The organism is Arthrobacter sp. GAS37 (assembly GCF_044908325.1).
Taxonomy (GTDB): Bacteria; Actinomycetota; Actinomycetes; order Actinomycetales; family Micrococcaceae; genus Arthrobacter; species Arthrobacter ramosus.
In genome coordinates this window covers 82,318-90,469 of sequence record NZ_JBIYDB010000018.1, presented here as the reverse complement: position 1 = coordinate 90,469, position 8,152 = coordinate 82,318, and the positions used below count along the sequence as shown (strand labels likewise).

Annotated in this window: 7 protein-coding genes; 4 read left to right on the top strand and 3 right to left on the bottom strand. The window is 63.4% G+C overall.

Annotated features, from left to right (window positions below; all coding sequences use genetic code 11):
• Positions 1-339: 339 nt before the first annotated feature.
• From ABH924_RS15290 to ABH924_RS15280, 3 genes are read right to left on the bottom strand one after another with little or no spacing between them, the layout of a single operon-like run.
• Positions 340-1,173 carry an alpha/beta fold hydrolase gene (locus ABH924_RS15290; RefSeq protein WP_404500066.1) on the bottom strand — a complete coding sequence of 278 codons (834 nt, stop codon included), beginning with the start codon at positions 1,171-1,173 and terminating at the stop codon, positions 340-342.
• Between the two features lie 31 nt (positions 1,174-1,204).
• Positions 1,205-2,059, bottom strand: a complete 855-nt coding sequence (locus ABH924_RS15285) for an alpha/beta fold hydrolase (RefSeq protein ID WP_404500064.1) — start codon at positions 2,057-2,059, stop codon at positions 1,205-1,207.
• A 4-nt stretch (positions 2,060-2,063) separates the two neighbouring features.
• Positions 2,064-2,945 carry an alpha/beta fold hydrolase gene (locus ABH924_RS15280; protein WP_234753899.1) on the bottom strand — a complete coding sequence of 294 codons (882 nt, stop codon included), beginning with the start codon at positions 2,943-2,945 and terminating at the stop codon, positions 2,064-2,066.
• Positions 2,946-3,047: 102 nt separating this feature from the next.
• Between ABH924_RS15280 and lysS the strand changes: the two genes are divergently transcribed.
• The 4 genes from lysS (at position 3,048) to ABH924_RS15260 (ending at position 8,104) form a co-directional block, all read left to right on the top strand.
• On the top strand, positions 3,048-4,577 hold the full coding sequence (lysS, locus tag ABH924_RS15275) for a lysine--tRNA ligase (protein WP_404500061.1): 1,530 nt from the start codon (positions 3,048-3,050) through the stop codon (positions 4,575-4,577).
• A 2-nt stretch (positions 4,578-4,579) separates the two neighbouring features.
• The gene (locus tag ABH924_RS15270; protein WP_234753903.1) at positions 4,580-4,756 is read left to right on the top strand and encodes a hypothetical protein; all 177 of its coding nucleotides are present in this window, start codon (positions 4,580-4,582) and stop codon (positions 4,754-4,756) included.
• Between the two features lie 162 nt (positions 4,757-4,918).
• Complete coding sequence (locus ABH924_RS15265) at positions 4,919-5,245, top strand: Lsr2 family protein (protein WP_404500059.1); 327 nt, start codon at positions 4,919-4,921, stop codon at positions 5,243-5,245.
• A gap of 366 nt (positions 5,246-5,611) precedes the next feature.
• The gene (locus tag ABH924_RS15260; protein ID WP_234753905.1) at positions 5,612-8,104 is read left to right on the top strand and encodes an ATP-dependent Clp protease ATP-binding subunit; all 2,493 of its coding nucleotides are present in this window, start codon (positions 5,612-5,614) and stop codon (positions 8,102-8,104) included.
• The last annotated feature ends 48 nt before the right edge of the window (positions 8,105-8,152 follow it).

Genomic DNA, 8,152 nt, shown 5'->3' with positions numbered 1-8,152 from the left:
AAGCTAAGACCCACAGCGCCGATGGTACTGCACCCGGGAGGGTGTGGGAGAGTAGGACACCGCCGGACAACCATTAACGGTCCAGGCCCCGACACACGTCGGGGCCTGCACCATTTAACACCCCACCCCCCAACCGGCGCAGACGCCGGCTCACCTATGTGCCGGAAATCCGAAACCCCGGCTCACGTATAAGCCGGAAAACCCAAACCCCGGCTCACCCATGAGCCGGGCCGGCCCCAGCCCCCCGCCCGCCCTCAGCGGAAGTGAGCGGGCGTCCGGTCAGGACCCGTTATATGTGAGCTAGCGTCCGGTCAGGACCCGTTATATGTGAGCGGGCGTTTAGCCCGAGAAGAAGTCGGAGAGCTCGGCGATGAGCTTGTCCGGTGCTCGGATCACTCCGTCGTGGCCGTGGCCTGGCAGGATGGTGTAGCTCGATCCGGACAAGACGTCGTGGATCTGGCCACACGCCACACCGAAGTAGGCGGGGCTTTTCTCCCCGACCACAATGAGTGTCTCCAGCGGCAGCTCAAGGAACGGCTCGGCCGGCATGTCCGCGGCGATGACTGCCTTGATCTCACGCACGCCGGCCTGCATGAGCTCACGCATCTGCTTGCCCATGTGAGTGCCCGACGTGAGCTTGGTGACGAGTGTCAGCATGGACAGCGGCATCCGCGCGAAGGCGCCCTCCGTCTCGACACCCTTCACAAGCACAGCGAGCCCGCGGTCAAAGTCTCCAGCCGCCGTCGCGCGCTCGTATTCGCCCGTCCACTCGGCCTTCACGCTGTGGTTGACGGATACGGCGGGGTCGTAGACCGCCAGGCGTTCCACCGGCAGCGTGCGTGCCGCGTGCAGGGCCACTGCGCCTCCGAAGCTGTGGCCGAAGACATCGGTGCTCGCCGTGTGCTTCATGACTTCGGAAAGATCCCGGATGTCGACGTCGAGGGTGTAGTCCGCGGGCTGGGGCGATGATTCACCACGGCCGCGGCGGTTGAAGGTGTGGACCGGGCGGCCAAGGGCAGCACTGAGTTTCTGGGCAAACTTGGAGTAGTCTGCGGCGGTCACCATGGAGGCGGGCACGACGACGACGCCTGAGCCGCCAGCGGCAAGCTCACCGCCCGTCGTGAAGAGCTCGAGGGTTCCGCCGTCGGCCGTTGTGATGTTCTCGCGCGTCATGCTTCGAGCCTAACGGAGCCGCAGGGTTCCGTCAGTCCTTGAAATAGCTGGAAAGGTCCATGACAAGTTCCTTGACCGCGGCCGGAATGGATCCGTGGAAGCCTTTTGGCGATACCACCAGCGTGCTTCCGGGGACGGCTGCGTACAGCCGCTCGGCAGTGACCTTGTAGTATTCGGGGCTTTTGCTGCCCACCATGAACCGCGTGCTTCGGGGGAGGACGGAGAAGTCACGGGGGCGCGCAGATTCGTCGTAGGCAGCTTTGAGTTCGGCCACGCCCGTTGGCATGAGTCCCCTGAGGACCTTGTTGACCTTCGTGTGGGAAACGAGGGCCATGAGTCCGGCCAAGATGGGTTCCGGGATCCGCGCCAAGGCGGTGCCAGGCTGCATGCCCCGCTTCAGCCTGGCCATGGCACGTCCCACATTCCCGCTATCCACGGATTGGGCAAAGCCGTCCAGCCAGCCCGTGTCGACGCTCCCGTCGATGTTCACGGCGGCGTCGTACACAGCAAGTTTGTCCGGCTCGTAGCTCGTTCCCGCAAACTCCTGCACGGCGTTCAATGCCACGGATCCGCCAAGGCTGTGGCCAAGGAGGTTCCTGGCGCCTGTGGCGTCCATGATGCTCCGCACGTCCGCAATCTCCGTGGCCATGGAGTAGTTTGCGGGTAGTTCCGTCGAGCTGCCGCGGCCCCTGCGATCGTAGACATCGACTGCCCAGCCCTCGCCGAGTCCCGTGGATAGCGCCATGGAAAAGGGCCTGTAGATGAGCGCGGTCAGGAATGCGCCCCCGATGAGCACCACGCGGCGCTCTCCCGGCGCGTCCACCGAGCCGTAACTGTACAAGGCGAGCTTGCCGCCGTCGGGCGTGGGGACCTCACGTTCTCTCACCGCTTCATCCTAGGGTGACGGCGCCTTGTGCCAGGTAGCGGGCAATTCTCACCGCGAGCTGCTTCCCCGGCCGGAGGGGACCCTCGTGGAACTGCAAGGGGACCACCGCGAAGTCCACCAACGGAATGGCAGCCGCAAGCTGTCGACCGGTTTCGGCAAAGTACGCCGGACTCCACCCCCCACTAAGCATCAGGGTCGGCGTTTTCAACTCCGCATAGTCCTGGATATGCGAATCGGCGTCGATGATCGCGCGCATCTCCAACACCGCCGTCGGCAGCAGTTCCCTCATCTCGGATCCCAACCTCGTCTTGGCCGAGAGGATGCTGATCACCCGCAGCGCCCCGAGCGGCAAATAGGAAATCGGGCCCGCCGTGCCCAGCCCCTGGACCAAATGCGCCCATGCGTTGTCGAGTTGACCCGCGGTGACGGCCTCTTCCAATTGCGGCCGCCAGCGCCCGTTCAAGTTCCCGGAGAGCGAAACCGCGGCGTCGTAAGTGACGAGGCGGGAAATGGGTGCGCGCAACGCCGCCTGGAGCGCGACGAATCCGCCATAACTGTGCCCGACAACATCGGTGGATCCGCTCGCCTCCATTACGGAAAGCAAGTCGCTGGTCTCCGTCGCGGCGGAGTAGTCGGGCGGTTGCGGTGCCGATCGGCCGCGGCCGCGCCGGTTGTAGGAATGCACCGGCCGGCCAAGCAGGACGCTTAGGTTCCGGGCGAATGGCCAGTAAAGGGAATCGGTCACCAGGGTGCCGTGAACAAGCACGACGCCGGGCTCCTCCGCAGCGCTCGAAGCGCCGGGAATGGACGCGCCGGCGGCCGGCCGGAAGGAGTGCACCTCAAGGTGGCCGCCGTCGTCGTCCGTTTCAACTGTCCATGTCTCCACAGCCCGAGTCTATGTTGCTCTCCACAGCCCGAGTCTATGTTGCCGCAGGGACGGGAGGGGAAGATAGGGAACTCCAAGGAATCCCCGGTAAACTTGTGGATTGTGACTTCCGCAAACACCCCATCCCCGCACACCGCCGCCGAGCCAGCCGACGCCAGCGAACAGATGCGCATCCGCATGGAAAAGCGCAGCAAGCTGATTGAGCGCGGCACCGAGGCCTACCCGGTGGGTGTTGAGCGGACGCATTCCCTCGCCGAGATCCGCGAAAAGTACGCCCATCTCCAGGCTGACGAAACCACGGGCGACATTGTGGGCATCACTGGCCGCGTCGTTTTCGTGCGCAATACCGGCAAGCTCTGCTTCGCCACCCTTCAGGAAGGCGGTGTAGACGGGAAGGGCGTGCGCCTGCAGGCGATGCTCAGCCTGGCGAACGTCGGCGAGGAAACCCTCGCGGACTGGAAAGCGCTGGTGGACCTCGGAGACCACGTTTTCATCAAGGGCGAAGTCATTTCCTCCAGGCGTGGCGAGCTGTCCGTCATGGCCGACTCCTGGTCCATGGCCTCGAAGGCCTTGCGCCCGTTGCCGGTGCTGCACGCCGAACTCAATGAGGAAACACGTGTCAGGCAGCGCTACGTGGACCTCATGGTCCGGGACGAAGCCCGGGAAATGGTCTACACCCGCGCAGCGATTACCCGCTCGGTTCGCGACACCCTGGACCGCCGCGGCTATGTGGAGGTGGAGACCCCCATCCTGCAGCTCATCCACGGTGGTGCCACGGCCCGCCCGTTCGAGACCCACATGAATGCCTTCGACCAGAAGATGACGCTGCGTATCGCCACCGAGCTCTTCCTCAAGCGCGCCGTGGTTGGCGGAATCGACCGCGTCTACGACATGGGCCGCGTCTTCCGCAACGAAGGCGTCGACTCCACACACAGCCCCGAATTCACCACGTTGGAATGCTACGAGGCGTGGGCGGACCAGTTCGTCATGGCCGAGCGCATGAAGGAAATCATCCTGAACGTCGCCGACGTCGTGGGCACCCGCACCATCCAGACTGACGCCGGAGAGATCGACCTCGACGGCGAATGGGCCTGGGTTGCCGTCTACCCGGGGCTCTCCGAGGCGATCGGCGAAGAGATCACACCGGACACCACCGTGGCGGAACTCCAGGCGATTGCCGCCAAGCACGAGGTCAAGGTGGACCCCAAGTGGGACGCCGAGAAGCTTGTAGTAGAACTGTTCGGCGAGATCGTCGAACCCACCCTGCTCAACCCGACTTTTGTCTACAACTACCCGCCCTCCGCGCAGCCCCTTGCCCGCCCGCATCGGGAGGACGGCCGCCTGATCGAGGCCTGGGACCTCATCATCGGCGGCATGGAACGCGGCACGGCCTTCTCCGAGCTGATCGACCCCGTCATCCAGCGCGAACGCCTCACGGAGCAGTCGCGTCGTTCGGCCGCCGGCGATGTCGAGGCGATGCAGCTGGATGAAGACTTCCTGCGCGCCCTTGAATACGGTGCTCCGCCCATGGGCGGCATCGGCCTAGGCATCGACCGCTTGGTCATGCTGTTCACCGGAGCAGGCATCCGGGAAACCATCCTGTTCCCACTCCTCAAGCCCGAAGGGCACTGACCATGGAATACATTGCCGTTCTTGCACCGTCCGTCGTTGTCGGACTTCTCTTTTGGTTTGCCATGAAGGCTATCTTCAACGCGGACAAATCAGAGCGCCAAGCAGAAGCCCGCGCCCAGGAAGAAGCCGGATTCGGAATTGCCAAGCCGACGGGCGACGGCTCAACGCCTGCCAAATAGCTCTTTCTCCGGCCGCTCCCGAAGATTTAATAGTGTCTTTGACGATCCCTTTGAGGATGCCTTTGGCCGAGCCTTTGACGATGTGCCATCCACTGGACGATAATCTTTAATTAGTAGTCTAGCTATTCTGCATATCCGACCCCTCCAAAAGAGAGTCTTTTCATGGCACAGAAAGTCAAAATTATCCTCGTTGACGACCTGGATGAGGGCTCTGCGGATGAAACTGTCCGCTTTGGCCTTGATGGAGTCAGTTACGAAATGGATCTGTCCAGTGCCAACGCTGCGAAGCTGCGGGACGCTCTTGGGCCATTTGTAGCTAAGGCGCGCAAGACATCGACCGGCCGTGCAACGCGTAGCCGCGTTACTGCAGGGAGAAACCAGGACTCCGCACAGATCCGTCAATGGGCGCGCGAGAACGGTTATACCGTAAACAGCCGTGGCCGCATTCAGGCCGAAATTCAGGAAGCCTACCAGAAGGCCAATTCCTGACACCAAGTATCAATACCCCGGCCCAACGGCCGGGGTATTGTCTTTTAACCGCCCGGTTCGCCGGGATAACGGTGTCCTGCGCCACTATTCCCCGGAAGGCTTGGAGTCGACTGGGCGTATCCGGTAGACAGCCACCACGTTTGCCGGGAAGAACGACGGCGGCCGGCCGGCTCGCGGGGGCGTCGGCGGAAGCGCGGCGTGATCGTGGAAGCCCCGGATTCGGTTTCCGCCGTGGTCCTAGGGTCCACGGACGAGTTGAGTGAACCTATTCCCGGTGCGGCCATGTTTCCCCTGTGGCGAACACGCCCCAAAATTCCAGCGTTGCCACGTAGCATCAAAGTACGTCGTAGCTAGGAGTGTGGCGAAATGTTTGAGAGATTTACGGACCGTGCCCGTCGCGTTGTTGTGCTTGCCCAAGAAGAGGCACGCATGCTCAACCACAACTACATCGGTACCGAGCACATCCTCTTGGGTCTGATCCACGAGGGTGAAGGCGTTGCCGCCAAGGCGCTTGAGTCCCTGAGCATTTCGCTCGATGGCGTCCGCGAGCAGGTACAGGAGATCATCGGCCAGGGCCAGCAAGCCCCGTCCGGTCACATCCCCTTCACCCCGCGCGCCAAAAAGGTGCTTGAGCTCTCGCTCCGCGAAGCCCTGCAGCTCGGCCACAACTACATCGGTACCGAGCACATCCTGCTCGGCCTCATCCGCGAGGGTGAAGGCGTTGCCGCGCAGGTCCTCGTCAAGCTTGGCGCCGACCTCAACCGCGTCCGCCAGCAAGTCATCCAGTTGCTTTCCGGATACCAGGGCAAAGAAACTGCGGGTCCCGGCTCAGGTCCGGGCCAACAGGAAGGCACCCCTGCCGGTTCGGTGGTGCTGGACCAGTTCGGCCGCAACCTTACCCAGGCCGCGCGGGAAAACAAGCTTGATCCTGTGATCGGCCGCGAGCTGGAGATGGAACGCGTCATGCAGGTCCTCTCCCGCCGGACCAAGAACAACCCCGTGCTGATCGGTGAGCCCGGCGTCGGCAAGACCGCCGTCGTCGAAGGCCTCGCCCAGGCGATTGTCCGCGGAGACGTGCCGGAGACCATCAAGGACAAGCAGCTCTACACGCTTGACCTCGGTTCCCTTGTGGCCGGTTCCCGTTACCGTGGTGACTTCGAAGAGCGCCTGAAGAAGGTCCTCAAGGAAATCCGGACCCGCGGCGACATCATCCTCTTCATCGACGAAATCCACACGCTCGTGGGTGCCGGCGCTGCCGAGGGTGCCATCGATGCCGCGTCCATCCTCAAGCCGATGCTGGCCCGAGGTGAACTCCAGACCATCGGGGCCACCACTTTGGACGAGTACCGCAAGCACATTGAGAAAGACGCCGCGTTGGAGCGCCGCTTCCAGCCGATCCAGGTCAAGGAGCCTTCCGTCGCGCACGCGATCGAGATCCTCAAGGGCCTGCGTGACCGTTACGAGGCGCACCACCGGGTGACCATCACCGACGGCGCCCTTGCCTCTGCCGCAACGCTGGCCGAACGCTACATCTCGGACCGCTTCCTGCCGGACAAGGCGATCGACCTGATCGACGAAGCAGGTGCCCGGCTTCGCATCCGTCGCATGACTGCGCCGCCGGAGCTCAAGGCCATGGATGAGCGCATTGCCGAAGTGAAGATGGAGAAGGAATCGGCCATCGACGCCCAGGACTTCGAAGGCGCCGCCTCGCTGCGCGACAAGGAGCAGAAGCTCATTGCCGAGCGTGCCGAGAAGGAACGTAACTGGAAGTCCGGCGGCATGGACGATATTTCCGAGGTAGACGAGGAGCTGATTGCCGAAGTTCTCGCGAATTCCACCGGCATCCCGGTCTTCAAACTCACCGAGGAAGAATCCAGCCGCCTCCTCAAGATGGAAGACGAGCTGCACAAGCGGGTCGTCGGCCAGGACGAGGCCATCCGTGCCCTCTCCCAGGCGATCCGCCGCACACGTGCAGGCCTGAAGGACCCCAAGCGTCCCGGTGGCTCGTTCATCTTCGCCGGCCCCACCGGCGTCGGCAAGACCGAGCTCGCCAAGGCGTTGGCGGAATTCCTCTTCGGTGAAGAGGACGCCCTCATCACGCTGGACATGTCCGAGTACTCCGAGAAGCACACGGTTTCGCGTCTCTTCGGTGCCCCTCCGGGCTACGTCGGCTACGAAGAAGGCGGGCAGCTGACCGAGAAGGTCCGCCGTCGTCCGTTCTCCGTGGTGCTGTTCGACGAAGTGGAGAAGGCTCACGCCGATCTCTTCAACTCGCTGCTGCAGATCCTGGAAGACGGCCGCCTGACCGACTCCCAGGGCCGCGTGGTGGACTTCAAGAACACGGTGATCATCATGACCACCAACCTCGGCACCCGCGACATCTCCAAGAGCGTGGCGACCGGCTTCCAGTCCGGCACGGACACCACCACCGGTTACAACCGGATGCGGGCACGGGTCACCGAAGAGCTCAAGCAGCACTTCCGCCCCGAGTTCCTCAACCGTGTTGACGACGTCGTGGTGTTCCCGCAGCTCACGCAGGACGAGATCATCGAGATCGTGGACCTGTTCGTCACGCGCCTCGAGGGCCGCCTCAAGGACAAGGACATGGGCATCGAGCTCACCACGGCCGCCAAGGTCCTCCTGGCGACCCGGGGCTACGATCCTGCCATGGGTGCCCGGCCGCTGCGCCGGACCATCCAGCGCGAGATCGAGGACCAGCTCTCCGAGAAGATCCTCTTCGGCGAGCTGCACTCCGGTGACATCGTGGTGGTCGACGTGGACGGCGAAGGCGATGACGCCAAGTTCACGTTTGCCGGCAATGCCAAGCCGCGCATCCCGGAAATCGCTCCGAGCGCCTAGTTCCGGTTCCGCCGACTCAAAGGCCCCGCCCGCTCCCGAAAGGAGCGG

Bases quoted from the DNA above. Each gene is read 5' to 3' on its own strand.
- ABH924_RS15260 (WP_234753905.1), top strand. From the start codon at position 5,612: ATGTTTGAGAGATTTACGGACCGTGCCCGTCGCGTTGTTGTGCTTGCC.
- ABH924_RS15270 (WP_234753903.1), top strand. From the start codon at position 4,580: ATGGAATACATTGCCGTTCTTGCACCGTCCGTCGTTGTCGGACTTCTC.
- ABH924_RS15265 (WP_404500059.1), top strand. From the start codon at position 4,919: ATGGCACAGAAAGTCAAAATTATCCTCGTTGACGACCTGGATGAGGGC.
- ABH924_RS15290 (WP_404500066.1), bottom strand. From the start codon at position 1,173: ATGACGCGCGAGAACATCACAACGGCCGACGGCGGAACCCTCGAGCTC.